Source organism: Devosia sp. CAU 1758 (assembly GCF_054482695.1).
In genome coordinates this window covers 603,927-627,514 of the sequence record NZ_JBTLRJ010000002.1, presented here as the reverse complement: position 1 = coordinate 627,514, position 23,588 = coordinate 603,927, and the positions used below count along the sequence as shown (strand labels likewise).

Sequence of the window (23,588 nt, the reverse complement as noted above, 5' to 3'; positions counted from 1 at the left end):
GGCGCTTCAGCGACGGCATTTAAACCGAGTTGACGGTGTCAAAGGCGAGCTAACAAATAGTCTGGCAGGACGGTGCTGTGCGCATCGATAGGAACTCCGGTTTCCACGAAGATCGAGGTGACGCCTGCGCGCTGGCCGGCGAGGATATCGGTATCGAGCTTGTCGCCGATCATGATGGCATCTGCGGCATCAACGCCGAGCCGTGCCATGGCGTTGCGGATGATCGTGGGATCGGGCTTGCCCATGAACATCGGCGTGGCACCAGAAGCGGCCGCGATGGAAGCGGTGATGGCCCCGGCGCCGGGCTCGAAGCCATCGGCCAGCGGGCGGATCAGATCGGGATTGGTGCCGATGAGGTCTGCCCCGCCCAGGATATTCGCAAGAGCGGTCGACATCATCGAATAGTCGAAGGTGCGGTCGAGGGCGACGAGGACGGCAGCGGCGTCCTTTTCCACGAGGGTAAAGCCGCATTTGGCAACGCGCGCCTTGAAGGCCTTGGTGCCAATGACATACAGGCCGGCGCCCGTCGCATATCTGGCGGCGATGAATTCGAGTGCCACATCGCCAGAGGTCACTACCTGCTCGGCTGTGCAGGCAATGCCCAGCGCCGTGATCTTGTCGGCAAAGGCCGTGGCGGATTTCTCGGCATTGTTGGTGACAAAGCAATAGGGCATGCCATCGCGGTGCCAGCGCTGGAACCGCTCCACGGCACCGGGCACCGCCACCTCCCCGCGATAAACCACGCCATCGAGGTCGGAGAGGACGGCGGAGAAGCCGAGGTCGTCGATCGAGCCGAGGCGGCGTGTTGTGATGGTCATTCGCCCTTGGCTCCGAGATTGGGGTCGAGCATGTCGCGCAGCCAGTCACCGAGGAGGCTGATGGTCAGGGTGGTGAGGAAGATGACGACGCCCGCTGGAATGCCCATCCACCAAGCCGTGGTCAAGTAGTTGCGGCCTTCGCCGAGCAGGAGACCAAGACTGGTGCCGGGCGGCTGCACGCCAAGACCGAGGAAGGAGAGCGAGGTTTCGAGCAGGATGATCTCGGGAAAATTGAGGGTGATCTGCACCATGATCACGCCCAGCATATTGGGCAGGACGTGGCGGATATAGACCTTTGCGGGATGGACGCCCAGCGTGCGGATAGCAAAGGCATAGCCCTGCCCATTGGTCGAGAGCACGAGGCCGCGGGCGATGCGGGCATAACCATCCCAGCCGAAGAGGCCGATGAGGATGATCAAGAGGACGAAATTGTTGCCGAAGAAGGCGAGGACGGCGAGAGCGACGATGAGGAAGGGCACCGAGGCCTGGAAATCGACCAGCACCATGATGACATCATCGACCCAGCCGCGGAAATGGGCGGCGACGATGCCCAGCGTCGTGCCGACCGTGGCGCCGATCACCGTCGCCATGACGGCGATGAGAATGCTGGTGCGCATGGCATAGATGACGCGGCTGAAGACGTCGCGGCCCAGATCATCGGTCCCGAGGAGGTTTTCAGCCGGGCCGCCCAAAGCTGCGGGCGGCTTGAGACGCTTGAGCAGGCTCTGTTCGGCAAAGCCGAAGGGGGCGAGATATTCGGCGAACAGCGCGGCGAGGATGACGACAACCAGCCAGGCGATGCAGAGCCCGATGACCAGCGGCGGCCGCGCCTTCCAGATGCGGGTCAGCCAGGACTGGCGGCGCAGGGCCGGCAAGGCGGAGGAGAGATCGGCGGAACTCATGCCGTGGCCTTTTTGGAATGGAGGTCGATGCGCGGATCGAGCCAGCCATAGGTGAGATCGACCACGAGATTGACCACCACCATGGTGAGGGCGATCAGCAGGACCACGGCCTGAACGACGGCGAGGTCGCGCTGGTTGACCGAATTGACCAGCAGCATGCCGACGCCGGGCCAGGCAAAAACGGTCTCGATGGTGACGGCGCCGCCGATCAGCCCGCCGATGCGCATGCCAACCACGGTGACCACCGGAATGGCGGCATTGGGCAGGGCGTGGCGCAGCACGCGGCGATCATGGGGAATGCCCTTGGCCTTGGCTGTGCGCATGAAGGGCTGGTGCAGCACATCGAGCATGGACGAGCGGGTGAAGCGGGCGACCGTTGCCGCCGTTGCCGTGGCGAGCGTGGCCGCCGGCATGACGAGGTGCCAGAAGCTGCCGGTGCCCGAGCTTGGTAGCCAGCGCAGGGTCATCGAGAAGACGAGGATCAGGATGATGCCGAGGAAGAAATTGGGCACGCTCTGGCCGAAAATGGTGAAGCTCATGGCCGCGTGGTCGAGCAGTTTGCCGCGATGGAGCGCGGCGAGGATGCCGGCGGGAATGCCCAGCAGCAGGGTGATGAGCAGGGCGGTAGTACCGAGTTGCAGGGTGACGGGCACGCGCTCCATCACCACCTGAATGGCCGGTCGGCCATCGCGGAAACTGTCGCCGAAATCACCCTGCAGGATGGCCGATAGATAGGTGAAATACTGTTCGATATAGGAGCCATCGAGACCCCAGCGGGCGCGGAAGGCTGCTAGCGCTTCAGGCGAGGCTTCGTCAGACAGCATCATCTGTGCCGGATCGCCCGAGGCCCGCAGGACGATGAAGACGAAGGTCACCGCCAGGAGCAGCGTCATCGCGCCGCGAAACAGCTTGGTGAGGACAAATTGCAGGTTCACTTGGCCAAGGCCCCGCTGCCGGAGGTCCAGCCGCAATCGACGATGGTCCTGCCCTCGATCACCCACTGGCGCAGGTGCTGCTCATGGCCGTGAAGGCTTGCGCTCAGCGTACGCGTCTCGACGACCGGGGCGATGCCAAAGCGCGGATCGTCGCCCACCAGGGCTTCGACCAGCGGGCGGCCTTCGCTGCCTTCGGTGGACAGGCCCATGGTGGTCAAGATGGTGGGGGTGATGTCGGGCAGCCAGCAGGGCACGTCCGACGCATAGTCTGTGCGATAGGCGCGGCCCTGGGCAGCCAGCACGGTCGAGAGTTCGCCGCGATTGAGGCCGCCATGCATCCCACCGCCGGGGGTGATCCAGGCTGCGAAGATGCAGCCGTCCAGGTCGGGACTGTAGTGTTCCGAGCTGTTGGTCGCCTTGAGTGTGAAGCCGACATCGGCGCCGCGGGGGTGGTCATTGCGCACGGCAGACCAGGGCAGAGCCCCGGCAATGGCATTGCCTTGGGCATCACTGGCAAAGACCAGGCCGCAGAAGTCCTGCTGCACCAGCCAGTCGACGAGCTCGGCCTTGCGGGCATCGGAGGCGTCGTCGAGATAGACGCCGCTGAATGAGCCGATCGAGGCGCGGCCGAATTCGGCCGGGACGATGTCGAGCGTTTCGAGCTGGGCATGGCCGGTGATCTGGCCGTGGTCGGACATGACGACGATGTTTTCGGGGCCGTTGCCGGCATGCCACCAGCCCAGGATCCGGCCGAAATTGTCGTCGGCCATGCGCATGGCGGCTTCAGTCTCGGCGCCGAGCACGCCGAACTTGTGCGAGCTGGTATCGGGTTCGTTCATCCAGAAGATACAGAAGTCGGGCCGATATTGCGGGTAGATCACCTGCATCAGGGCGTCCGTCGCATAGGTGATGCGGGCGCTGTTAGGCGCATCGGCCGGCGGAATGTCGCCGAGAAGGGCAGTCACGGCGTCGTGGACGTGCGGCGTCGAGACCGGCGTGCCATGGGTGGAAAACACCGGCTGGCCCAACGCATGGGCGCTGGAATTCATCATGCGCGAGGCGCCCTTGGTGGCGGTGCTGACCACGGCCATGGTCCTGCCGGCTGCCGCCATGCGCTCGCCCATGGTCTGGCGATCGAGCAATTGCCCGGCCGTAGCGGCGAGGTCCAGGTCTTCCCATTCGGAAGTGCGGAAGAGATCGTCGGGACGCACCGGATGGATGAACTGATTGGCGACGACGCCATGGGCGCCGGGCGGGGAGCCGGTTATGGTCGAGGTGACGGCAACGCGCGTTTCGCTCGGGAAGATCGAGCGCGAATTGAGGAAATTGCTGCCCTCCGCCATGAAGCGGAAGAGGTTTGGCATGAGCTCGGCGCTGACGCGGTCGCGGCGGAGGCCGTCAAACGTGATGAGCAGGGTCGAACCTGTGGTCATGGCATGCGCTCCAGCATGGATTTGGCAAGGGATACGTCGTCGACGAGGACGCCTTCGGCGCCGGTGGCCTGGAGACGGGCGAGATTTTCGGCCGAAGTCTCGCCGCCGCGGAACGGGGTTCCGGTCCCACCGCTGGTGATCCAGACTTCGGCGCCAAGATGCTGCAGCCGGGCGATGCGCTCCGGGGATGCGTCACGCTCCCAGAAGCGGATCAGGCTGGCGCCATCTGCAAGAAAGGCCTCGGCCTGTTCGGCGGCCGGAATGAAGCCAAGGATGCCGGTTTCACCCTGTTCGGCAAAGAAGCGCACGGCTTCAGGCGTATGGCAGCCGGCAATCACCAGAGGGCGATGCGCTCCGGGGACGGTATCAATTATGTCCTGCCAGATGGCTTCGAGTGCGCGCGGCGTTTCATCCTTGATGTCGAGCAGGACGGCCCGGCCTTCGGCGGCATGTTGGAGCACCTCGACTACCGCGACGATGCGGCCGCCAGCGGCATTGCGCAGGGCCAGCAATTCGTCGAGGCTCAGGTCCTCGGGCCGCTCGGGGCGTGCGAACAGGCGGTTGAGATCGGGATCATGGGCGCAGATGCAGACGCCGTCGCTGGAGAGCCGGACATCGGCCTCGATTGCAAAGGCGCCATGGGCATAGGCGGCGGCCCAGCCTTCGGGCGTGTTTTCGGGGAAGCTGGCGCTATAGCCGCGATGGGCAATGATCTTCATGACGGGACCGAAGGTTGTGCAGCTGCATTGCCGCTGAAGGCAGTGAGGTCGCGCTGGCGGCGCTGGCGCGGCGTATCGGCCGGAATGGCGGCGAGCAGGCGCTGCGTATAGGCATGTTGCGGATTGTCGAACAGCGTATTGCTATCGCCGATTTCGAGCAGCGCGCCGGCATGCATGACGCCGACGCGATGGCTGATATGGCGGACGACCGAAAGATCGTGGCTGATGAACATCAGGGCGAGATTGAGCTTTTCGCGCAGTTCGATCAGCAGGTTGATGATCTGGGCCTGGACCGAGACGTCGAGCGCGCTGACCGCTTCGTCGCAGACGACGAGGCGCGGATTGAGCACTAGTGCCCGGGCGATGACGGCGCGCTGCAATTGTCCGCCCGAAAGCTGGTGCGGCAGTCGCTTGCCCATGGCGCCGAGGCCGACCATGGCCAGCATGGCCTGGGCGCGATCATCGGCTTCGGAGGGCGCGAGCTGTTCATGTGTCGTCAGGGCTTCGCGCACCTGGGCGTGGATCGGCCAACGCGGATCGACTACGGCGGCGGGGTTCTGGAACACCACCTGCACGTGGCGACGCTGGCGACGCCATTCGGGCGCGCCGACCCTGGCATAATGCTGACCCCAGAAGGTCACGCTGCCGCTGGTGGGTGCCTCGATGCCGGCGATCATGCGGCCGAGCGTGGACTTGCCGCTGCCGCTTTCCCCCACAATGCCCAGGGTTTCACCCTCGGCAATGGTGAGGCTTACGCGATCGACGGCGCGGAATTCTTCCGCCCTGCCCCAGAGCCTGCTGCCCGAGGCATAGGACTGGACGAGATTGGTGGCGATAATGCCGGTGCCTGCTGCCTCGATCATACGACGGCACTGCCTTCAAGGCCAGAATAGTGGCAGGCAACAGCGCGCTGACCATGACGAACGAGCTGCGGATCAATGGCGCAGGCGTCGGTGGCCATGGCGCAGCGCGGGGCGAAATTGCAGCCGGTGGGACGCGCCGATGGGGAGGGCACGGTGCCGGAAATGGCATCGAGCGGCGTGCCCGGCCGGCGGCCAAAGCCGATGCGGCTGGCCATCAGGGCGCGGGTATAGGGATGGCGGGGATCCTCGAAGAGGTCATCGACCGGCGCTGCCTCGACAACGCGGCCGGCATACATGACGGCGACATGGTCGGCGATCTCGGCCACGACGCCAAGGTCGTGGGTGACCAGCACGATGCCAAGGCCAAGCTCGGTCTGGAGATCCCGCAGCAGGCGCAGGATCTGGGCCTGGATGGTAACATCGAGGGCCGTGGTGGGCTCGTCGGCGATCAAGAGCTTCGGCTTGCAGGCGAGAGCCATGGCGATCATGACGCGCTGGCACATGCCGCCCGACAGCTGGTGCGGAAAATAGGTCTTGTTGCGCGCGACATTGGGAATGCCGACCTGTTCGAGCAGTTCGGTGACGCGCCGGTCGACGGCGGGACCGCGCAGATCGGTATGTTCAATTATGGCTTCGGCAATCTGGGCGCCGACGCGCTGCACCGGATTGAGCGAGACCATGGGATTCTGGAAGATCATGGCGACGTCGCGGCCACGCAATGCATTGAACACGCGTTCGGGCGCGCCGATGGTCTCGGTGCCGAAGAGCCGGATCGAGCCGGCCATGGACAGATTATCCTCGAGCAGGCCTAGCATGGACATGCAAGTGAGGCTCTTGCCGCAGCCGCTTTCGCCCACAAGGCAAAGCGTTTCGCCTGGGCGCAGGAAGAGGCTTACGTCCTCGACCAGGACATTCGGCCCGGCATGGACGCTGAGCCGCGAGACTTCGAGGGTCGGCGCTGTGCCTGCGGGCGATGAAAGTGGCTGAGAGGCGACAAGCTTGCCGCCTCTCATGGAATTGGAGAGCGTGCCCATTACTCGGCGAAGCTGAGGTTATAGGGACGCAGGTCCATGTAGTAGAAGGTATAGGGCTGCCAGTTGATGTCCTTGGACACGCCATAGGTTTCGAGCGGTTGATAGAGAATGGTGCCGGGGGCGTCCGTCTCCCAGATTTCAAGCATTTCAAAAGCTGCGGGCTGGCGGGTTTCGAGATCGACATTGCTCTCGATGATCTTGCCCAGCTCGTTGAAGCGCTCGATGTTTTCCGTGCCGGCCCAGTTGCCCGCGCCGCGCTGTGGGCCACCGAAGGGACCCCAGAGGTTCCACAGACCACCGACCGGATCGGGATAGCGGGTAGAGTTGGACCAGGTGCGTACCTGCAGAGCGGCCATGTCGAGGCCCGAAAGGCTTTCGACGACGTTCAGCTCGGCATTGATGCCGACGTCCTTCCACATCTCGACGATGGCCTGCGCGGCCGGCAGGGCATTGAGGTAGTAGTTGGGCTGGGTCGTGTACTTGATGAGGCCGCCATCATAGCCGGCTTCAGCCAGCAGTTCCTTGGCGCGCTCGGGATTATACTCGAGACCTTTGTGGTCCGGATTATACATATCGCCGAACTCGGGATACTGGTGGCCATTGGGCACCACGGCCTGGCCGCCCCAGAGGGCTTCGTTGAGCAGCTGGCGATCGATGGCAAGGTTCATCGCCTGGCGGATGCGGGCATCCTTGATCACCGGGTCCTGCGTGCCATAGGCCAGCACATGCGAGTTGGCGAGGACGACCGAGCGGGTCTCGATATCGTCATAGCCGTTGATCTGCGGGATCTGGTCAGGCGCGACATTGGTGATGATGTCAAATTCGCCCGAGACGAGACCGGCGACGCGGGTCGAGGGTTCGGGAATTTCGCGGAAGGTTATGGAAGCCGCAGTCGGGGTGCCGCCGAAATAGTCGTCGAAAGCAACGAGACGGATGGATTCGTCTGCCTTGTATTCTTCGAGCATGAAGGGACCGGTGCCGACCGGGAACATTGGCAGGCCGCCATCAGCGGCTGCCTTGGCTTCCCAGTCGGCCTTATTGACGATCCAGGAGGCCCAAGACGACAGGCGGTGCTCAAGCAGTGGATCGGTTGCCTTGGTGATGAAGTGGACGGTGTGCTCGTCGATGGCCTTTACCTCGGCGAGGACCGAGAAATAGGCCGGGCCTTCGGGCAGCAAGGCGTTTTCGCCGCTGAGACGCTCGGGAGAGAAGGTGAAGACAACGTCTTCGGCAGTGAGTGGGGCACCATTGTGGAAGGTGACGTCGTCGCGCAGCTTGACCTCAAGGGTCAGGTCGTCGATGCGCTTCCATTCGGTGGCAAGGCCAGGAACCAGTGTGGAACCGCCACCGCCTTCAGCCGAGAGGAAATCGCGACGGATCAGCGTGTCGAAGACGCTGTAGTTGACGCGCGTGCCGACATTTGAAAGCTCCTTGCCGGGCTCAAGGGTTGCCGGCAAATCGGCAACGCCGACAACGAGGTCGGGCCGTTCCTGAGCAATGGCAAGCGTGGATGTGGTGACGAGTAGAAGCGCCGTAGTTGCGCTCACAAGCGTCTTTTGGAAAATGGAGAATTTGTTCATTGAGCGGCCCCGGCTGCGATTTGAATGGCGGGGTAGCTAAGGCAGGTGTCTGACAGCTGGACGACATAAATGTGTCAGTTTCACTAAAGTCACGATGAGGACCTGTGACAACGCGCCTCGTGTTGCGGCAGCTTTTGGGAAACTCCGGATACCACACGAGTGTCCGAAATGGGGCGCATTTCAGCAGCGGCCTAGCCAGCGAGGTTGGGCCGCTGCCTGACGACTGCCCTCCGACTCCGGAGGAGGACAGCCACCTGAACGGAACGCCTACTCCTCGCAGAACCCGGCCAGATCACTGGCCGCAAGAAGCCGCCTGCAGAATTCGGCGGATGGACTTCGCACCGCGACCGTTGTCATGTCGCCCCAAAGAACAAAATCCGTTGCCCGCCGGAAGTCTCTGGGCGTCGCATCGACTTTAGCGATTATTGCATCAAGACGTCCTGTAGCCTGGCCAACACGAAGGGCCGCCAGAATATCGGCTTCGGAAGCGCCATTGGCGAGCGCCGCTGCGGTGTGGAAGTAGAGACAGGACTGGCATGAACCTTTCGCAGCGACCGCGACACCGATCAGCTCCCGCATGCCGCCCTCCAGCGCCAAGTCGGGGTTCATCTGGTGGGCCGAGAAGGCCTTCCAGGCATCGGCGACCTCATCGCGCGGAAACTGCCAGAAGAAGGTGGGCACAGTGCCATAGGTTTCGCTGATATTCTGATAGGTTGTGTCGGCATCGTCGGCCAACGCCAACATCGGCATTGCCGCAAGTGCGAACACGGCGACTAGCGCATTGATTAGATGGGCATAACTGGTCATCGGAAACTCTCCTGTTGTCGATGCAAGAGCTTCCCAGAGTTGAGCCTTTCGGGTCCTTTGAAAGAGTCGAAAACTTCCGAAAACCGGCTATGCTCTGCGCCATGGGCACGACCTTGGGACCATTCACGCTGGACCATGAACGCCGTCTGCTGATGCGCGGTGGACGAACGCTGCCGCTCGGTCAGCGGGGATATGTACTGTTCGAAACCCTGGTCGAGGCAAGGGGCGAAGCCGTCAGCAAGGACACGCTAATGGAGCGGGCATGGCCTGGGCTGGTCGTTGAGGAAAGCAATCTCAGCGTGCAGATCTCGGCGCTGCGCCGCGCTTTGGGCGCCGATGGTGACAGCATCATCATCACCGTGCCACGCATCGGCTATCGTTTGGTCGTCCGACCTCAACCGTCCGAAACCTTGAGCGGCCCGCCGCTGATTGCCGTTATACCCGTCGCCAATCACGGCGCCGCCGTCGAGGGAGACGATTTCGTTGACGGCACTGTCGACGACGTCATCACCGCGCTGTCACGCTTCAAGACGTTTGCCGTGCTGTCTCGCAGCGCAAGCTTTGCCCTGCGCGATCGGAGCGCGAACCCCGTGACTGCAGCGTGCGAACTCGGCGTACGCTATGTTCTGGAAATGGGCGTTCGACGTCAGGCGGCTCGGCTACGAGTCACGGCTCAGCTGCTTGGTGCGGAATCTGGAAAGACCCTATGGGCTGAGAACTATGATGGCAGCACCTCGGAGGTCTTCGCCTTTCAGGATCGCATAACCGAAACCGTGGCTGGCCTGATCGAACCTACAATTCGAATGGCCGAGATCGAGCGGGTGCGCCGCAAGCCCGCAGAGAGCCTCGATGCCTATGAACTCTTCCTCAAGGCCCTGCCCATAATCTATGCGCCCACGCCGCAGAGGCATGAGGAGGCGTTGGCGCTGTTGCAGAAATCGGCCGAACTCAACCCGAATTTTGGCCCGGCATCGGCCTATGCGGCCTGGATCTATGAGAAGCGCATCTCGGCCCGCCTGCCTTCCCTGGGAAACAGCGATCGCGAAAATTGCATCGCGCTTGCCCATGCGGCTCTTAAGGTCGGGCACAGCGATCCCCTCCTGCGGGCCATTTGCAGCTTCGTGCTCTACCGGGTGGAACGCAATGCCGCCATGCTTGAAGGTTTGCGTGAAGCGGTGCGAGAAAATCCCAACAACGTTGTCATTCTCAATCTCAGCGGTATCGGCCATCAGATGAGCGGTGACGCGGACGAGGCATTGCGGTGCCGGAGACGCGCCTATGAGCTCAGCCCCGGTGCCCCGGACGCCTATGTGAGCTTGCACGGCATGGGTGCGGCCGAGTTGATGCGCGGCAATCTTAAGAACGCGGTTCAGTGGTGCCTCAGGTCGATGGCGACCTTCAACGAATGGCCCTTCACCTACATGACATTGGCTACCTGCTACGACCGCCTCGGTCAGATGGACGACGCCCGAGCTATGGTCCGGCGACTTCGCGAACTGAATCCGACACTCACCCTGGCAGCGTTAGAAGAAGGCGTTGACCGGTGTGATGACGCCTACGGCCTCGCGGTTATCCCCAGCCTCAGGGCCGCCGGGCTTCCCGAGCGTTAGTCAAATCGTACAAGCATCGCACCATTTCTCCGCCGTGCGAAGAATGTCGGCTTACAGGATTACTAGTTCAGTCTATCAGCGGCGGGAATGGGGCGCCAAACCGCCAATCATGTCGAAGGATATGCGGGGCTCGCCTGCGCGAAGCCGCGCAACACATTGCGAAGGCGCTGGAGCTGAGATTGCGCCCGGCGCATCTCATTTAGCGTGATTATCCTGATGCCGGCATCTCGGTTTCTGCAGGTAACGTAGGGCTCGAAGTGCGGATTCCACGGGTCGCTGTGGGCAGACGCTAGCCCGTGCGCTAGAGCGTTGCGTATCGATCGTGGTTCGACAAGTTCGATCAGAAATGCCTTCAAAGGGTCCGCAGCGGAATTGGGGGAGATGTGCCGCCAATTGATTCCGGCGTCGATCGTTTCACCTTCAAGCCAGCCCCATACAATTAGGGTCCTACCTATTTCAGCGTGAAAATCTGCAACTGCTGGTCCTAGCTCGCTCACCCAGTAACAATATGCCGGCACCATTACCGATCCCCAAAGGTCGGCCCGCTGGCTGTTCGACAGGTCCCTTTTGAGATTTTTCTCAATGGCGCTGAACGGCCGGAATGGGGCGGTGGGTTAAGCTGACACTTAGCCTAAGCGATCACGTCATAAGCCAGCAGCTTATCGATCGCCGCCTTCTTAGTCCGAAGTGTCACGTCGCCATAACCATCCGACGCCGTCCTACCGGTATGGCCTTGGATGCTGTCGACCACATGTGGATCAAGTCCGGCTTCTCGCGATAGCGTCTTGAAGCGGTGCCGCCAGCCGTGACTAGGTTGCATGCCGTCCGGGATGAGTTTCTCGGACTGTAGCCATTTGCCCACCCGGGCCAACACGGCTTGCGCGGGCAGTTTCTTGGGATCGGCGTCGGCCGAATGAAACAGCGGCGCATCAGGCGCCTGTTCGACGAATTTGAGGAATCCGATGTCGATCAGTTGTTGGTGCAGCGGCACGTCCCGGTACTTCTTGCTCTTAACGCTCCCAGCTTCGGGCGTGATGTGCAAGTAACGAATGTCGTCGACCATTCGCACGTCCGACTTGCGCATCTGCAGGATTTTGGTGACACGTGCACCGGTGAAAGCGCAAAGCCAGGGTCCCCAGCGTTTCGCCACGGTCACGTGCTCGGACTCTCGAGTTGCAGGATTGTCACGCCGGGCTGGCTCGTAATCCCGACACCGCTTGAGGATTGCCAGGGCCTCGGCGTCCGTGAAGCCCTTCTCGCGCAGAACGGGCGCAGCATACATCCGCACCCTGACGCCCTTCGCGACGTTGGTCGGCAGCAGCCGGTCGGAGACCGCATCAGACAGCACCGATTTCAAGGAGGCCAGCCAGACGTCCTTCACCGTTTTGGGGCTCAAGGTCTCGAGCTTCGCGTCACGCCATGCGATGACCTCCTCGGCGGTCAGGCGCCGGGCGTCATCAGCCTGCTGGATTGAAGTACCCTTTAGCCCCCTCGAGAACCTCAGGAACTCCAAGAGATCCTCAAAGACGCGCGTCCACCCCTTTCGGGCTGACCGGCCGCCGCCGTTAGCTTCGAGGCGCTTGAGGTGTTGTTCCAGTAGCTGGCTAAGTGACAGTGGTTCAACAAATGGTTCGTTGATGACTTCCTCGATCACCGGGACCAGATGAGGAGGATGGATGATTTCATGGGTCGGCATGCCATCGTCGCGTTCATACATTCGAGCGAGAACCTGCAACTCCGCTTCCGCGATTGCGCGGGCAGCCTTACGCCATTCCGGTGTGCCGCGCGCGGCGTTGAGATTCCTCTCAGCGCGTAGCGCTTCAGGAAGCTGCCGAGCAGAGTTTCGAACTGATCGTCCTGCAGCGAGCCCGATGACGCAGCGCGAAGATCGGCGACATAGGCGTCATCGATCCCCACGGAGGCCCAGCTCGGCCCGGAGTCGCGCAATGCCTCGTCCAAGGCTAGTTGATCGTTGTAATGCGTTCGCGCCAGTTCGGCGGGTGTCATCGGTGCGGCTCGAGCGGCAGCCTGGGCGGCGTCGGCGCCTTGCTGGGCAGCAAGCGCGCGTCGGGCATGGTCTAGCCGGGCGTTGATCTTCACCAGTGCAGGGTGCAATTTCTCCAGCGCGATCTTTCGATCCGGGCCTAGAGGCTCTCGCAGTCCGATATAGGATTGGAGCTCCTTCGGAACCGTACGACGCGCGAAATACCGCCCGTCACGGAGAAGTAGATAAGGTATCTTTCGAGCCAAGGCGCCGACCATTTTGTAACGTGACTTGTAACGACAAAATGGGCGATGCCCTCGAAAAATCAAGAGTTCCAACGCTATCAATGGGATGAAATGGTGCTGCCGGACAGGATTGAACTGTCGGCCTCTCCCTTACCAATTATGGGTAGGCTCAGAAAAACCAACATTTGAAAGGGATTATGAAAATGCGTGCTAGCAGCGTGCTAGTCGCGCTCCTGAGCCATATGCGCGCCCTTTGAGGGCGGTAACTAACTCCTCAGCCATGCAAAGCACAATTAAAATACTCTTGGCGTGGTGAAGTGTTAACCTCAGACTTGGAAATTGCAGTCTGATTAAAAGAGACAAGGGGGCTATTTTGAAGAGGGTATTTTTCTGCACTGTCGCTTTGGCGCTGCTGTCGACAACGGCTGCTTTTGCACAAACGGCAGCCGAAAGAGCGGGAGAACTAAAAGCGTGGCGCGAGCAATGCAGCGATCCCGACAGCGATTTGCGGATGGCTTATATCGAGGCTGCCCTGGAAACAAACGACACAGCCGTGACAAGGATCTGTATTCGGCAGTCGCTAGAGAGCGACAATACGGACATTCGCAATTTGGGCCTTAGAGCCGCCCTGGCAGATGTTGAACAACTCGCCTTTACAGTGGAGCCCCCGGAGCTGTTGTTGACCTCCCTTGAAGAGGCCAAGGACAATGAAGACCGGCTGGAAGACATCTACGATTGGTACATCTCCCGGGACTGGCGCAGCCTGAAGAACGGCCTTGTCTTCGCGGTGCAAAAGCCAGATTTTGTCGCTGGAACTGCAACATGGCTGCCACTAGTCAATCAGACAAAATTCAATGAACGACACACGGGAAAGCTAACAGTGTTGGGCGACGCCGCCACATGGGTCGGCAGCGCGGCACTTTCGACTAGTGAATGCTCTTTAAGCGTTAAACTGGTTCCAGGCCCCGCGTTGGAAGGGGAATGGCTTTGCGCTCGGGGTGAGCCCTTTAAGGTCAGAGCAGAGCTGCTCTAATAAATCCTCAGATCGGCGAGCGAGACTTCACCGTCGCCGATTATTTTAAAGCGAAGCTGGCGGGGCGCTCTCAAGTCGAACAGACATGTGGGCGCTTCCTCCACTTCCGAAGCTGTCACACAGTCCGAAACCGGTGTCCAGGAGCTGGCGTCGCGAGCTTTTTGTTCAACGACATACCGGGCGCCGCCGATGCCGCAGCTTTCGACGCTAAGCGTGGCACCTCTCAATACCACATCGACGTTGACACTCAGTGTCAAATCTACAGAGCGCTTTCCACCCAAAGGGGCCAATGTCCAACATTCTCCGGCTGCACCGAGAGACAATGGTCCACCGGAAATGTTCATGGCAGAAAGATCCCCAAATTCGAATGGCACCCCGCCAGTTTCTATCTGCTGGGCGAGCTCATTCACCTTGGCAAACGCTTGAACCTTTTCGAACGCAGCACGCACCCTATCAAATCGCACTGCACGGGCCTCCGTTGCCAAATCATCGACCTCCGTAATCATGGCAAATGGGACCACTGCACCTGCGTGCATTGCCGTCGCAACTGCGCCACTCAGCCCCTGTGCAATATAGACTTGGCCTGCCGCTTCGGGTTTCAGCCGCAATAGACCACCGCCGCCAGACGTTTGGATGCGTATCGGAGAGACCTTGAACTGTCCGTAGCTCCCTTCGGACATACTCCAGACATCAAGCTGGTCCAGCGAATTGAGCAGGGAGCCATAGACATAGGCTGGTGGCCCCAGACGCGACAAGCATTGGGTGGGGCCGGCAAAGACCCTGGCAAATGCCAAATCATCCGCCCCACCTGCGGCTTCAACCGCGCCATCGACATCGCCAACCCATATGGGTTGTTCGGATTGCCCAGCCCGACCCTTGGTATCGACAAAAGTGAAGGGCTCAACCTTTGTTCGGTCGGAGCTCAATACCACGTGCCGCGGCAAAGCCAGCCAACACGCCACCTGCCCCGCCCACTCGCTGCCAAACAACCAGGCATGGCCAATGTCACCTGACGCAGCCCTAACGTGCACGCGCTCCGCGTGAGCGGCAGAGGCAAGCATTGCCCAAACGATGACAAGGCACACCAGTCGAGAAGCCGGTTTCGTCATTGGCTAATTGTCCCCTTTCGGCTTCCAGAGACCCACCCAGCTCGCTGCCACTTGGATCGTGGTGATCGCGATAAAAAGTATCAGGAAGATCATTCCTAGATTGGGATCACCGGCAATGGAGGCAAAGACACCAAATTCAAAGCGCTCTTGCTGGTCGACCATGCCTGGGCGGAAAAACACGACCGAGTTTGCTTCGGCTGTTGCCGAGATAGTAAACCCATCGACGCTATGGAAGGCGGAGCCGAACCATGTAGACCTAGCCTCCTCTGCCCCATCTAGAGAGCCAATCCTGCTGCCTGAGGGGATCGCAATGGGCGATGAAGAAATCGGGAATAGCGTCCCTAGATTTCCGAAACTCAACGACCGACCAAAGACCTCGAAGGAACCTGAGCGCAGAATATCAAGACGCCGCCAACCATCTTCGCTTGGCACATTAGCAAGTGTTTCGGAGCCCACCTGTGCAGGTCCCGCAATCGGCAGACGCCAGCTTGGATCGGTTTGGCCGATAGCTGCGGTTCGTATCGTGATGCGCTCGGCTTGGTCTCGACATTCTCGTTCGTCATCCATGACGAACCTGGCGGACTTGCCCTCGGGCACCTCGATAGAAATGGCGATTTGGTCTGGTCGCCAGCGATAGGTCAGTCGAGAGCCAGAAGGTGGCTCAATGATGCCGCTATAAGGCCCGGTGAGGGCACATGTCGAAGTGCCCTCGATTTCAGACTGCGTCACAGCAAAGGCCGTTAGCTCGGGCCGCACCACTATCTGTGAGAATTGTTCGCTCGTGACATTGAAGACCAAGAGTGGCGATTGGACACGCCCCAGCAATAGGAACAGGCACAAAATTGCCACCAGTGTTGCGCCGAACGAAATCGCAAGAAAATGCAGCGCGTAGCGTTGAATGTACGGGGGCATCTTCACTTGCTGACAATTTCAGGCAAGGCAACCAACGCGCGCAAGTAGCTTTCTGAGAAGCCATCATCGAAATCAATACGCAATAGTGCGACACGGGCCGGCGCGGCATCGAGCTCAATACGGCACTGGTTATTGTAGGCGATGCGACCGCTAGTACCTAGGCCCTTGCAGACGGCACTCGCAATCGGTACGCCACCCATCGCTTCTTCAGCCTCCGACAAAAACAGTGAAGCCCGTACGTCTAGCCCCCCGGAATTGACGTAGAGCACAAGCGTATTCAGGTCTGCGCCAATTTCAGAAACGAAGGGGAGGTTTATTGCAGATTGCGCACTGCAATCGGGCTGTTCCGGTACGTAGGCGCGAACAGCAATTTCGTCCGTAACATAGCGGGAAAGTATCGTGAGGTATGACCTGGTCAGTGTCGCCAGACGAATGTTGGCGAGCTCATCCGCTTCGGGAACTACGAAAGGATTGCTGGCCCGATACCGACCATCCTGCGTTGCCACACGAATGCAAATCGCACTCGTATCCGACGGTGGCTTTAGGAAAATCGGCGAGGTTACGCTGGGCCATTTACTTCCACCTTCAAGGCGCAATCCCAACAGCTGCCCCCCAGAAACATTGGGGACCTCATCGAACTCCTCGTAGAAATTGTCAGGCGGCAAGGCGTCAACATAAGTTTGTGCGAAAGCAGCGTTGACGAAAAGAAGGCCAAAAACAACTGCCGCACCTCGGAAAAATCGGCGTTGCATTCTCACCCCCCCAAAACCAAGCCTGCAGTTTTCAAGCATATCTGGAACTACGAAGGGATCAAGGAATGGCGGCGCCGCGAACGGCACTAGTATCCCCCGTTTCCCCGCGGTCTTTCCAGCAGCGGTTTAAGGGCCTCCACCTTTCGGCGCTGATCTTCGGCCTGCGACTGCCGGATTTCCTCGGGTGGCCGCGCGATAACGCCTTCGGTTTGCATTCGCACTATCGGATCGATTGCGTCCGCTTGTCCCAGAGCCCAAGCGACCCATTCGTCAACCTCGGCGGAATTGTCCAAGGCACCCTTGGCCGCACCGACGGACCGTGCATAGGCGCGAATGTCCTCTGCTTGTCTGTGGGCGGCAGCGTCCAGCAAAAGGCCGTCATATCTTGCCTTCCTGTCAGCTTCGAGCTGTTCGCGTTCGCGTCTTTGCTCTTCCTCGATGCGCTTGCGCTCGTTCTCGATCAGCTGCTCTTTTCGGGAGATCAGCCAATTGTGCCGACGGAGTTCATCGTCACGAAATTCGACTTCTGCCGTAACGATCATGGACACAAGGATGTCCTGAAGATGGGCCTCGACCTTGTCGCTGCCGTTGTCGATCCACCGGCGCTGTGGCTGCTTGTCTTTGTCGCCTTGTCCAATGGAAATCACGATCGGTTCCGACGCCGACCTCGTGGCGAGTTCTTCACTCATCCAGCTTGAACGGCGGCTCTCGGGATGATCCACGGTGACATAAAGGTTCTGGTGGCCGACCTTGTACGAAAATCCAGAGGGGTTCTTATCGCGCATCGTCGCTTTGCCGCCGAGCCGATGCAGGTTGAGCATCAGGGCGTTCATCAGGCGTAACCGTCGTTTCTCGTATGGGGCATCGAAATACGGGGCGTCCCAATAGGAGTGATACGAAGCCGACAGGTATTTGATCCTGCGTTCCTCGTCGTGTTCCAAGAGCCTGCGAGTTAGATGATGTGCCTTGGCAAAGTCGCGTGGAACCGCGACTTTGCCAACCTGCTGACGCACCGTTTCCATGACCTTGTCGATGCTGGGTTGAAAGCTCGGCGCTGGACCGATTTCCATCGTCATAAGGCCCGAGGGTTCGGGGTAGGAATAGTAGTAACCGTTGCTGCCAGCGACCCTGATGGTGTCTCGCTTCCCTATTCCCCTTGCTGGCAAGCTGGGCTTTTTCACCCGTTTGCCTTCAGCCCTCAGCCAGTGCCCACGAGGCGGTGCAGGGATGTCGTTGTCCTTGCAGTAGGTAGAGATCGCGGCGGTTGATACACCGATATCTTCCGCGACTTCGCGGGTGGGCTTGCTCCAGATGATGTCCAGAAGCTCTTGACGGGAATAGGTTTTGGTCAAGGTCAGGCTCGTGGTCTCGTGATCGACCAAGCGGTCCTATCAGACTTTTTGGTCGCTCTTTTGGCCATTGGCGCTAGGCCATGTGGAAAGCAAACCACATGGAGAAAACGCAGCATGAGCATCCTGAAGACCCTGAAACTGACCACGGCCCAGCCGGTTCGCACCAGCAATGACCCGGTGGAACGTGCCCGCAATAAGGTGATCGCGGCGCTAGCTGAACAGAAGGCCATGGCCGAAGCCAAACTTGCTGGGCAGCACTATGCGCCGACCCACATGGTCTGGCGCAAGAATGAAGATGGCCAGCGCGTGCAGGTTTCTAAGCCCCGCAAGCTTTCTCCAGGTTGGTTTATGGACGCAAGTGGCCAGAGCTTCTTCGGGCTGCGATACGCCGGAAAGCCTATCGAATTTGCCAAGGACAAGAATGCCATCGCCGTTGGCGAGCTTTCCGCACTCCCTGCGATCCTCGACACCCTGACCGAAGCTGTTCGCGCGGGTGAACTCGACACACAGCTTGCCGCTGCTGCTGCCGAACGCGGGCACATGCTGCGCAAGGTCGGCTGATCCCGGCCATCACGAAATACCTCCGCACGCCGGGAATGGCCATTGTGCTGCTCCCGGCTTTTCTGTGTTTGGTCGCTCCTGTCCATGCCGTTGACCAGCAGGGACAACGCGATTGCGCCAACCTCCGGGCAACGGTACTGCAGTTGATCGGTGATTGGTCCAAGACCATGTTGTTCGCGGGCCGTGACATGGACCGGAACGGTTGGCTCGACGCCAACGTGGCAAACGCGGCCTTCAAGGATGTGCAGATTGCCGTGATGCATTTCGACTATGCCTATGAGGCCATGCCGAAAATCCGTAAAGCTTGTCGTGATCTCGCATTCCGGTTCGGCATGAAAGTCGGCAGCTATATCGAAGAGATCATGACGATCGGCACGCGCCCAGCGCCGGGCATAGCGTGTTGGTAGCCCTACGGGGCAGCACGGCTTGCCGGGCCGCCTCAAGCCCCGCCAGCGAGCACGGTAGGGGCGGCAAGAATGCAGGTCGGCGCGTTTTAACGGGATCGGAGACGCAATGGTCCGCCGTTGGCCTGCTCGACCTCGAACTTGTTTGTGCCGCGCACCAAATCGCTGAGCTTGCGAAACCCGAACGATCTTGGGTCGAAATCCGGTGCCATGATTGCGAGACGACTGCCAAGCGCACTCAAAGGTGTCCAGCCCTGATCGTCCTCAAGCTGCCCTAATGCCCGCAGCAACAGCGGGACGGCTTCCTTCGGCTTCATTTTCGCTCCTGGCTTGGTCGCTTCGACCTGTTCCTGATTAGGCAGTTCGAGCAAGTTTTCGGTGTAGATGAAACGATGGCAGGCCTGCCTGAAACTCTCGGGCGTCTTCTGTTCTCCAAACCCATAGACATCAATGCCCTGCTCTCGGATACGCGCGGCGAGCCGGGTGAAATCGCTATCCGACGATACGAGACAAAAACCATCGAAACGCCCGCTATGGAGCAGGTCCATAGCGTCGATGACCAATGCAATGTCTGCGGCATTTTTGCCAGTGGTGTAGGCAAACTGCTGGTGCGGGAGAAGGCCGTATTTCGGCAGAACATCCGTCCATCCCCGAAGGCGCGTGCTGGAGAAATCACCATAGATGCGCCGAACGCTGGCCTCGCCAATCTTGGCGATTTCCTCGAACAGACCCGCTGCGATCTTGTCGGACGCATTGTCGGCGTCAATTAGCACGGCAAGTTTGGGTGTGCTGTGATCCATGTAACGGCAATTCCCTTGAAACCAGCAACACTATAGCAGGAGGTTATCGGGCTTTGGTCTTGTGTTGCTGTGGCAGTAAAGCGGGTTTTAACCAGTGCGCGTGGCACCCAGAGAGCTATAGCCATCGGCTATAGCTCTCTGGCCTTAGCCAAAGTGCCCGGACGCGCAAAGCGCCTTCCTAACGCCTTGTTTCTGCTAAGTCTTTCTCCTGAAAAACGGGGTCTCTGGTCTATCCTTGGCTTCTCATCATTCTGGCTTTATCGCGGCATCGAAACGGAAACGGAGATGCTGATTGCGGCCAAGGATCACCGAGGGGCACAAACTGCTCGCGCACAACGTCGGGCGCTGGCGAGGATTGCGTGGGATCGGCACTGACGTGCTGGCGAGGGCCGTAGGTTGGCCTTTGGCGATGATCGAGGACATAGAGGCCGCCAAACAGTTCGACCTCACCCTCAACGATATTGACCAGCTCTGTGACGCCTTGGCGGTTTATCCATTTGAGCTATTCGTTCCGGAGAGGCAGCGCTGATGCGGCCTCGTATGAAACACCCTGAGACGCCGCGGCTGCTAGCCCGCAACGTCTGGCGGTTCCGAGAACAGCGCAGGCTCACCGCCGACGCATTGGCAGAAAAGCTGGATTGGCCATTAGTGGAGATCGACAAGATCGAGAACGGTGACAAATTCGATCTAAGCCTAGATGAACTCGAAAGGCTTTCGCTGGCCCTTCACGTCGAGCCCTCCGATCTTCTAAAAAGAATTCTCAGCCACTGATCCTGCGGGTTGGGCGCGGATCTGCAATCTAGACTTGGGCACCACATTGCTGGTTTGGTGATGGCAGTTTCCGACCCCATCTCAGTCGATCCGAGATCACGGACCTCTTCCCGAAAGCGGTCGTTACCAGCGGGCTCGACTAAAGCCTAATCGGGGCAGAAAGGGGACTGACGGCTTTTAGCGAAATGCCGTCGACAGCGGTCTAACCACCTTCAGCGTTACGGACTGAGATTTTTTAGCCTATTCCATGGGCGAGCATTCGTTCTCGGTCTTAAGCACCTGATGTGTAATCGGGGGGCACGGGTTCAAACCCTGTTGCTGGCATCATTTTTTCTCCAGCATTCCGGGCCTTTTTGCCTGTTCCAGTTATCAACATTGCTGAGACAAGGACAGCATTGGGACAGCCTACTTGAAATCGAGATCGCTGCTGTGCTGGAATCACAACGCAATCCTTGGCTACAACCGTCGATCTCGATTGTAGCGGCAAACTCCGCAATGCCGAAGCGATGGTAGATTTTCGAGCTCTCCCAACGAAAATATACCAAGCTAGGCATTTTGCCCCGGATTTCCGGGCACTGCGGGTGGACAATTTCTGGGCACTTGGCTGATATTGTTAACCTAGGGGTGCTGGGGAGCCATTCGATGACATCGCCGAAAACGCGCATCGGTCGTCTTCTGACGCTTGGTTTGCTCCTGGCTTTAGTCGCCGCTCCTCTGTGGGTATGGCTCCTGGACCGCCCCTTCTACCCTTCTGAGTGGCACGGCTACACGATCAGCAGAGACCAAGTCCTCACGTTCAATGACGGCGAACCGGTCCAATATCAGATGGATGTGTGGCTTGGCGCCGGAGCGACCCAAGCAGAGCAGCAGCGTCAGACTGACCGTTGCGATCCCACTAAGGCTGGCTCGTCGATTTTCGCCTTTGACTACAGGGAGGTGATGCTCTGCAACGCGGCCGGCCTGGATGAAGTCCAATTCGCGGCGGCTCGGCGAATGTTTCAAGCAGAGGTGGATTCGATCTGGGGTCGATATTATTTCGAGTGGGAGTGGCTGATTGGGCAGCGCCTGGTCACCCTGTTGACCGTCATCGGGGCCGTTGCCGCTGTTGCATGGGCATTGCGCTGGGTGCGCCAAGGGCAGCCGACGTAGATGCTTGAGTTCGCAAATCTGCTTGACCTCGCGGGCATCGACCGCAGCTCGGTCAGGCTCCTTCGACATCAAGATAATCGTCACACCGGATTTCACTCGCCTTACACATTGTGGCGCGACAACCGAGATCGGTTCGAGGCATATCAATCTACACAAGCCTTCGCCGATGAAGCACATTTGCGAGCGCCTTATTGGGCCTCGTTTGTGGGTGTGCCCGGTCGGGAAACCTTGTTCGTTGGTATGTATTCATCCGAGCTGATCGGGCCGCTGCCTGCAGACGATGTTCATCCAGTTACCGGCGGCATCATGCAAGCCAACTCCTGCAATCTCTATAGTACCCAAATCCTGCCGGCCCTGCAGGAATACGCTGGCCGGCTGTTGATACAATGGGGCGACGGCTATCGAGCATGGATTCAGCGAGGTGACCGGAAGTCCAAGCCGATCGTCGAGCTTCGCCGTGATCTCGGCGAGCCGCCATTCCCAGGCTTCCAAGCACTGATCATGCAGCTCTCGGAAGTCGGGACGATACCATCAACATGGGCTGCTGCCCTGGCTTCAACGAGGGGCATATACCTGCTCACGTGCCCACGCACGAGGGAGCAATACATTGGCATGGCATCTGGTGCTGAAGGTTTTCTCGGGCGTTGGCGGGAGTATTTCGCATCGGGTCATGGCGGTAACGTTGGACTGAAATCACGGGAGCCCAGCGACTACCAAGTCTCAATACTAGAAACTGTAGGTTCGGGCGCCACAATCGCCGATCTGATCGCTGCTGAGATTCGTTGGAAACACAAGCTGCAAAGCCGTGAGATGGGACTGAATCGAAATTGAACAAAGATAGGACACGCTCAGTGACAATAGCTTTGGCGGCGGCAGTCGTGGTCTTTACGGTCGTTTCAGCGAACGCTCAAGGCAATGGGCGACCAACACTTTCAATCAACACATTCGGCGAGCTGCGCGAGCAGTGCCGTTCCCCCTACGATCCGATCAAGCAGTATTGCGTGGGCGTCGTCGTGGGCGCGATGACGATGCTGGAGATGCTCAAACCAGGAACCCTTTGCCCTCCTGACAATGTCCGTATCGATGACCTTGCCTTGGATCCATTCGAAATCCTCGATGCAGTACCAGACTTCGGAGGCATGCCAGAAGCCCAGGGCCTGCTATTCGGGCTGGGTTTGGCGTACAAGTGCCAGAGCGAGAACTGATGGACTTCGATGATCTCGTAGAAGAAGTCGCTGCGCCAGAAAAGCGAGCCGGCAAGGTCGTCGGTGGCATCGAGCACAAACTGCATGAGGGTGCAGTGATGGTCGCATATGCCATGCACCTGTTGCGCACCACGGAAGCCGGCCATGTCCGAATCCATCCAGATGGCGAGCACGGCAAACGGTTCGATTTCGTCGGCTGGTTGTCCCGTCGCGGTTTTGAGAAAATCACTTCAACCGGCACCACCACCTATGGCGGGGAATACCGGCATGAGAACGGTTGGCACATCACTATCAATCCGTCATCCGGCAAGGGCGATGTCGTTGCTGATATCGGCAACCACGTCATCTCGGCCGAGTGCAAGGGCGGCATTATCAACACCCGGCACTCTGGTCAGGTCTCGCGCCTCTACAAGGGGCTGTGCGAAACCGTAGGGCTGCTGATGGCGTCGGAAAGTCCAGGGCGGCAGGTGGCGGTGGTGCCATACACTGAGAGCACCCTGCGCCTAGCCAAGCGAATGGCGCCACGTTGCGCCCTAGCCGGCATTGAATTGGCACTAGTGGGCAGCCGCGGCGAGGTCATCGACGTCACCGCGGACTGAGCGATCGGAGT

General features: G+C 59.7%; 26 protein-coding genes and 1 pseudogene. 10 read left to right on the top strand and 17 right to left on the bottom strand.

Translation table 11 applies throughout. The features are described 5' to 3' along the window. Nucleotides 1–38 precede the first annotated feature (38 nt). The 10 genes and pseudogenes from ACXYMS_RS09070 to ACXYMS_RS09025 all read right to left on the bottom strand — a co-directional run bounded on the left by ACXYMS_RS09070 (nucleotide 39) and on the right by ACXYMS_RS09025 (nucleotide 9,091). The gene (locus ACXYMS_RS09070; RefSeq protein WP_458905582.1) at nucleotides 39–818 is read right to left on the bottom strand and encodes an HAD-IIA family hydrolase; all 780 of its coding nucleotides are present in this window, start codon (nucleotides 816–818) and stop codon (nucleotides 39–41) included. Continuing rightward, complete coding sequence (locus tag ACXYMS_RS09065) at nucleotides 815–1,720, bottom strand: ABC transporter permease (RefSeq protein WP_458905580.1); 906 nt, start codon at nucleotides 1,718–1,720, stop codon at nucleotides 815–817. The genes ACXYMS_RS09070 and ACXYMS_RS09065 overlap by 4 nt, the downstream gene beginning before the upstream one ends. Then, nucleotides 1,717–2,655 (bottom strand): ABC transporter permease, encoded by a 939-nt coding sequence (locus ACXYMS_RS09060; protein WP_458905579.1) that lies wholly within the window; start codon nucleotides 2,653–2,655, stop codon nucleotides 1,717–1,719. Before ACXYMS_RS09060 ends, ACXYMS_RS09065 begins: the two co-directional genes overlap by 4 nt. Then, nucleotides 2,652–4,088 carry an alkaline phosphatase family protein gene (locus tag ACXYMS_RS09055; protein ID WP_458905577.1) on the bottom strand — a complete coding sequence of 479 codons (1,437 nt, stop codon included), beginning with the start codon at nucleotides 4,086–4,088 and terminating at the stop codon, nucleotides 2,652–2,654. The genes ACXYMS_RS09060 and ACXYMS_RS09055 overlap by 4 nt, the downstream gene beginning before the upstream one ends. Then, nucleotides 4,085–4,807, bottom strand: coding sequence for a glycerophosphodiester phosphodiesterase (locus tag ACXYMS_RS09050; RefSeq protein WP_458905576.1), 723 nt, complete (start codon nucleotides 4,805–4,807; stop codon nucleotides 4,085–4,087). Before ACXYMS_RS09050 ends, ACXYMS_RS09055 begins: the two co-directional genes overlap by 4 nt. Continuing rightward, on the bottom strand, nucleotides 4,804–4,983 hold the full coding sequence (locus tag ACXYMS_RS09045; protein ID WP_458905945.1) for an ABC transporter ATP-binding protein: 180 nt from the start codon (nucleotides 4,981–4,983) through the stop codon (nucleotides 4,804–4,806). Before ACXYMS_RS09045 ends, ACXYMS_RS09050 begins: the two co-directional genes overlap by 4 nt. Before the next feature lie 147 nt (nucleotides 4,984–5,130). Further along, nucleotides 5,131–5,670 (bottom strand): annotated as a pseudogene (locus tag ACXYMS_RS09040) (ATP-binding cassette domain-containing protein); the annotation flags it as partial. Beyond that, nucleotides 5,667–6,683 carry an ABC transporter ATP-binding protein gene (locus ACXYMS_RS09035; protein WP_458905575.1) on the bottom strand — a complete coding sequence of 339 codons (1,017 nt, stop codon included), beginning with the start codon at nucleotides 6,681–6,683 and terminating at the stop codon, nucleotides 5,667–5,669. The gene ACXYMS_RS09035 and the pseudogene ACXYMS_RS09040, both read right to left, overlap by 4 nt. Nucleotides 6,684–6,703: 20 nt before the next feature. Next, nucleotides 6,704–8,284 (bottom strand): ABC transporter substrate-binding protein, encoded by a 1,581-nt coding sequence (locus tag ACXYMS_RS09030; protein ID WP_458905574.1) that lies wholly within the window; start codon nucleotides 8,282–8,284, stop codon nucleotides 6,704–6,706. A 267-nt stretch (nucleotides 8,285–8,551) separates the two neighbouring features. Next, nucleotides 8,552–9,091 (bottom strand): carboxymuconolactone decarboxylase family protein, encoded by a 540-nt coding sequence (locus ACXYMS_RS09025; RefSeq protein ID WP_458905573.1) that lies wholly within the window; start codon nucleotides 9,089–9,091, stop codon nucleotides 8,552–8,554. A gap of 101 nt (nucleotides 9,092–9,192) precedes the next feature. Between ACXYMS_RS09025 and ACXYMS_RS09020 the strand changes: the two genes are divergently transcribed. Then, on the top strand, nucleotides 9,193–10,701 hold the full coding sequence (locus ACXYMS_RS09020) for a winged helix-turn-helix domain-containing protein (RefSeq protein ID WP_458905571.1): 1,509 nt from the start codon (nucleotides 9,193–9,195) through the stop codon (nucleotides 10,699–10,701). 631 nt (nucleotides 10,702–11,332) lie between these two features. Here the strand turns inward: ACXYMS_RS09020 and ACXYMS_RS09015 are convergent. Together ACXYMS_RS09015 and ACXYMS_RS09010 are read right to left on the bottom strand one after the other, a co-directional pair. After that, on the bottom strand, nucleotides 11,333–12,418 hold the full coding sequence (locus ACXYMS_RS09015; protein ID WP_458905569.1) for a tyrosine-type recombinase/integrase: 1,086 nt from the start codon (nucleotides 12,416–12,418) through the stop codon (nucleotides 11,333–11,335). Continuing rightward, nucleotides 12,352–12,963 carry a hypothetical protein gene (locus ACXYMS_RS09010; protein ID WP_458905567.1) on the bottom strand — a complete coding sequence of 204 codons (612 nt, stop codon included), beginning with the start codon at nucleotides 12,961–12,963 and terminating at the stop codon, nucleotides 12,352–12,354. Before ACXYMS_RS09010 ends, ACXYMS_RS09015 begins: the two co-directional genes overlap by 67 nt. A gap of 340 nt (nucleotides 12,964–13,303) precedes the next feature. On the opposite strand from ACXYMS_RS09010, the gene ACXYMS_RS09005 reads away from it, so the two are divergent. Further along, nucleotides 13,304–13,963, top strand: a complete 660-nt coding sequence (locus tag ACXYMS_RS09005; protein WP_458905565.1) for a hypothetical protein — start codon at nucleotides 13,304–13,306, stop codon at nucleotides 13,961–13,963. On the opposite strand, the gene ACXYMS_RS09000 is transcribed toward ACXYMS_RS09005, so the two are convergent. From ACXYMS_RS09000 to ACXYMS_RS08985, 4 genes are all read right to left on the bottom strand, one after another. Then, a complete protein-coding gene (locus ACXYMS_RS09000; protein WP_458905563.1) occupies nucleotides 13,960–15,072 on the bottom strand; it encodes a hypothetical protein in 1,113 nt (370 codons plus the stop codon). The two genes, ACXYMS_RS09005 and ACXYMS_RS09000, sit on opposite strands and share 4 nt — an antisense overlap. Before the next feature lie 3 nt (nucleotides 15,073–15,075). Continuing rightward, nucleotides 15,076–15,990 (bottom strand): hypothetical protein, encoded by a 915-nt coding sequence (locus ACXYMS_RS08995; RefSeq protein ID WP_458905562.1) that lies wholly within the window; start codon nucleotides 15,988–15,990, stop codon nucleotides 15,076–15,078. Beyond that, nucleotides 15,987–16,736, bottom strand: a complete 750-nt coding sequence (locus ACXYMS_RS08990; RefSeq protein WP_458905560.1) for a hypothetical protein — start codon at nucleotides 16,734–16,736, stop codon at nucleotides 15,987–15,989. The genes ACXYMS_RS08995 and ACXYMS_RS08990 overlap by 4 nt, the downstream gene beginning before the upstream one ends. Nucleotides 16,737–16,822: 86 nt before the next feature. Beyond that, the gene (locus ACXYMS_RS08985) at nucleotides 16,823–18,088 is read right to left on the bottom strand and encodes a hypothetical protein (RefSeq protein WP_458905558.1); all 1,266 of its coding nucleotides are present in this window, start codon (nucleotides 18,086–18,088) and stop codon (nucleotides 16,823–16,825) included. 114 nt (nucleotides 18,089–18,202) lie between these two features. Between ACXYMS_RS08985 and ACXYMS_RS08980 the strand changes: the two genes are divergently transcribed. Together ACXYMS_RS08980 and ACXYMS_RS08975 are read left to right on the top strand one after the other, a co-directional pair. Next, nucleotides 18,203–18,649 (top strand): DUF6641 family protein, encoded by a 447-nt coding sequence (locus ACXYMS_RS08980; RefSeq protein WP_458905557.1) that lies wholly within the window; start codon nucleotides 18,203–18,205, stop codon nucleotides 18,647–18,649. Between the two features lie 35 nt (nucleotides 18,650–18,684). Continuing rightward, nucleotides 18,685–19,056, top strand: coding sequence for a hypothetical protein (locus tag ACXYMS_RS08975; RefSeq protein ID WP_458905555.1), 372 nt, complete (start codon nucleotides 18,685–18,687; stop codon nucleotides 19,054–19,056). 86 nt (nucleotides 19,057–19,142) lie between these two features. Here the strand turns inward: ACXYMS_RS08975 and ACXYMS_RS08970 are convergent, their stop codons facing one another. After that, on the bottom strand, nucleotides 19,143–19,853 hold the full coding sequence (locus ACXYMS_RS08970) for an NYN domain-containing protein (RefSeq protein WP_458905553.1): 711 nt from the start codon (nucleotides 19,851–19,853) through the stop codon (nucleotides 19,143–19,145). A 292-nt stretch (nucleotides 19,854–20,145) separates the two neighbouring features. Between ACXYMS_RS08970 and ACXYMS_RS08965 the strand changes: the two genes are divergently transcribed. The 6 genes from ACXYMS_RS08965 to ACXYMS_RS08940 all read left to right on the top strand — a co-directional run bounded on the left by ACXYMS_RS08965 (nucleotide 20,146) and on the right by ACXYMS_RS08940 (nucleotide 23,577). Continuing rightward, a complete protein-coding gene (locus ACXYMS_RS08965) occupies nucleotides 20,146–20,382 on the top strand; it encodes a hypothetical protein (protein ID WP_458905551.1) in 237 nt (78 codons plus the stop codon). 11 nt (nucleotides 20,383–20,393) lie between these two features. Then, on the top strand, nucleotides 20,394–20,624 hold the full coding sequence (locus tag ACXYMS_RS08960; RefSeq protein WP_458905550.1) for a helix-turn-helix domain-containing protein: 231 nt from the start codon (nucleotides 20,394–20,396) through the stop codon (nucleotides 20,622–20,624). Nucleotides 20,625–21,266: 642 nt separating this feature from the next. Then, on the top strand, nucleotides 21,267–21,773 hold the full coding sequence (locus ACXYMS_RS08955) for a hypothetical protein (protein ID WP_458905548.1): 507 nt from the start codon (nucleotides 21,267–21,269) through the stop codon (nucleotides 21,771–21,773). Continuing rightward, nucleotides 21,774–22,604, top strand: a complete 831-nt coding sequence (locus tag ACXYMS_RS08950; RefSeq protein ID WP_458905547.1) for a GIY-YIG nuclease family protein — start codon at nucleotides 21,774–21,776, stop codon at nucleotides 22,602–22,604. A gap of 20 nt (nucleotides 22,605–22,624) precedes the next feature. Continuing rightward, nucleotides 22,625–22,978, top strand: a complete 354-nt coding sequence (locus ACXYMS_RS08945; RefSeq protein WP_458905545.1) for a Rap1a family protein — start codon at nucleotides 22,625–22,627, stop codon at nucleotides 22,976–22,978. Then, entirely contained in the window at nucleotides 22,978–23,577 is a 600-nt protein-coding gene (locus ACXYMS_RS08940) for a hypothetical protein (RefSeq protein WP_458905543.1), read from the top strand. The genes ACXYMS_RS08945 and ACXYMS_RS08940 overlap by 1 nt, the downstream gene beginning before the upstream one ends. Nucleotides 23,578–23,588 lie beyond the last annotated feature (11 nt).

What these genes read in the sequence shown, in the direction of transcription:
- ACXYMS_RS09070 (WP_458905582.1), bottom strand. Translation starts at nt 818, where the DNA reads ATGACCATCACAACACGCCGCCTCGGCTCGATCGACGACCTCGGCTTC.
- ACXYMS_RS09065 (WP_458905580.1), bottom strand. Translation starts at nt 1,720, where the DNA reads ATGAGTTCCGCCGATCTCTCCTCCGCCTTGCCGGCCCTGCGCCGCCAG.
- ACXYMS_RS09055 (WP_458905577.1), bottom strand. Translation starts at nt 4,088, where the DNA reads ATGACCACAGGTTCGACCCTGCTCATCACGTTTGACGGCCTCCGCCGC.
- ACXYMS_RS09050 (WP_458905576.1), bottom strand. Translation starts at nt 4,807, where the DNA reads ATGAAGATCATTGCCCATCGCGGCTATAGCGCCAGCTTCCCCGAAAAC.
- ACXYMS_RS09045 (WP_458905945.1), bottom strand. Translation starts at nt 4,983, where the DNA reads ATGCATGCCGGCGCGCTGCTCGAAATCGGCGATAGCAATACGCTGTTC.
- ACXYMS_RS09035 (WP_458905575.1), bottom strand. Translation starts at nt 6,683, where the DNA reads ATGAGAGGCGGCAAGCTTGTCGCCTCTCAGCCACTTTCATCGCCCGCA.
- ACXYMS_RS09030 (WP_458905574.1), bottom strand. Translation starts at nt 8,284, where the DNA reads ATGAACAAATTCTCCATTTTCCAAAAGACGCTTGTGAGCGCAACTACG.
- ACXYMS_RS09025 (WP_458905573.1), bottom strand. Translation starts at nt 9,091, where the DNA reads ATGACCAGTTATGCCCATCTAATCAATGCGCTAGTCGCCGTGTTCGCA.
- ACXYMS_RS09020 (WP_458905571.1), top strand. Translation starts at nt 9,193, where the DNA reads ATGGGCACGACCTTGGGACCATTCACGCTGGACCATGAACGCCGTCTG.
- ACXYMS_RS09015 (WP_458905569.1), bottom strand. Translation starts at nt 12,418, where the DNA reads ATGTATGAACGCGACGATGGCATGCCGACCCATGAAATCATCCATCCT.
- ACXYMS_RS09010 (WP_458905567.1), bottom strand. Translation starts at nt 12,963, where the DNA reads ATGGTCGGCGCCTTGGCTCGAAAGATACCTTATCTACTTCTCCGTGAC.
- ACXYMS_RS09000 (WP_458905563.1), bottom strand. Translation starts at nt 15,072, where the DNA reads ATGACGAAACCGGCTTCTCGACTGGTGTGCCTTGTCATCGTTTGGGCA.
- ACXYMS_RS08990 (WP_458905560.1), bottom strand. Translation starts at nt 16,736, where the DNA reads ATGCAACGCCGATTTTTCCGAGGTGCGGCAGTTGTTTTTGGCCTTCTT.
- ACXYMS_RS08980 (WP_458905557.1), top strand. Translation starts at nt 18,203, where the DNA reads ATGAGCATCCTGAAGACCCTGAAACTGACCACGGCCCAGCCGGTTCGC.
- ACXYMS_RS08975 (WP_458905555.1), top strand. Translation starts at nt 18,685, where the DNA reads ATGGCCATTGTGCTGCTCCCGGCTTTTCTGTGTTTGGTCGCTCCTGTC.
- ACXYMS_RS08970 (WP_458905553.1), bottom strand. Translation starts at nt 19,853, where the DNA reads ATGGATCACAGCACACCCAAACTTGCCGTGCTAATTGACGCCGACAAT.
- ACXYMS_RS08960 (WP_458905550.1), top strand. Translation starts at nt 20,394, where the DNA reads ATGAAACACCCTGAGACGCCGCGGCTGCTAGCCCGCAACGTCTGGCGG.
- ACXYMS_RS08955 (WP_458905548.1), top strand. Translation starts at nt 21,267, where the DNA reads ATGACATCGCCGAAAACGCGCATCGGTCGTCTTCTGACGCTTGGTTTG.
- ACXYMS_RS08950 (WP_458905547.1), top strand. Translation starts at nt 21,774, where the DNA reads ATGCTTGAGTTCGCAAATCTGCTTGACCTCGCGGGCATCGACCGCAGC.
- ACXYMS_RS08940 (WP_458905543.1), top strand. Translation starts at nt 22,978, where the DNA reads ATGGACTTCGATGATCTCGTAGAAGAAGTCGCTGCGCCAGAAAAGCGA.